This is a genomic window from Cupriavidus sp. 05N38, from assembly GCF_056397345.1.
Map to the genome: position 1 here is coordinate 1 of NZ_JBFTNF010000165.1, position 1010 is coordinate 1010.

Genomic DNA, 1010 nt, shown 5'->3' on the forward strand with positions numbered 1-1010 from the left:
GGACCGCCTTCGCGCAGGAAGGGCCCCAAGGCCTCGAACTGCGCGATGAAGGCTTGCCACGGCAGCGGCAGTTGCGAGCTGATGCGCGGCTTCGGGACGGCCGACAGGCCGCCCTCGTTCATGTAGCGGCGGATGAACTCCCACTCCGCTTTGAGGTCGTCCGCACTGCTGCTTTGCTTGCCGACGAAGGCCATGACGGGAAAGGGCAGCGGTGTGTCGCCAGGAAACCAGCCAGCAAGGAGACGCTGCCCGGCGATTTCCTCCGTGCTGACGCCCTCCCAGGGCACGGCAGCAATCCCACCACAACTGGGAGGACGATGCAGATAGACCTGTCGCGTGACACGGTTGAAGCGGATCAGCAGATAGCGGGAGGTCAGCGCTTCCAGGCGCGTGAAGCGGAAGGCGTATTTGAAATAAAGGAAAATCGGAATTCCAAAAAGGGCACCATCGAAAAATAGATCAAAATACTCGCTGCCGCCGATCGGCCTGCCAAATGCCTGGTTTGTTCCTGATACAAGCCCCCACACGATTGGGCCTGAACTGGAAACCCATCCGCGAGTCACCATGCCAACAATGACAAGAGAGATTAGAGTTAGCAGCCCACGCTTCTCCTCCATGCCGCCACAACGCATTTCCAGATAGGTGTTGTTGCAGGCATAGACCGGACCGCGCGTTTCGGCGTGAGCAAACCGTTTCGCTGCCTGACGCGCTTTGTCTTCGGCCACGGACTCTGCGTACACGGGTTCCACCAGTGGCTTCTTTGAGCCGTCGGCGTCTCCCATGTTCTCCTCAAACCATTGGTCAGACTTGATGTTGAGCAGCCATGCCATCCACTCCGCGTAGTACATCAGAGCACCTCTTGCAGTCCGCCATAGAGAGCGGCAAGTTCTTCTTGCGTATCCTCGTATGGTTTTTCCCCATTGAACTTGGGTCCGCGATACATGGTGTGTTTGCACCATTTTTGCAGGGCGTCGTCATCGAAAATGGCAATGAATGCGCTAACGGCCAGT

The 1010-nt window shown here is 57.7% G+C and carries 1 protein-coding gene; it reads right to left on the reverse strand.

Features of this window, described 5'->3' with window-relative positions; genetic code table 11:
- The coding region (locus AC1DK4_RS40690; protein ID WP_441650515.1) for a hypothetical protein at nt 1–848 on the reverse strand (848 nt) is incomplete at its 3' end.
- Between the last annotated feature and the right edge of the window lie 162 nt (nt 849–1010).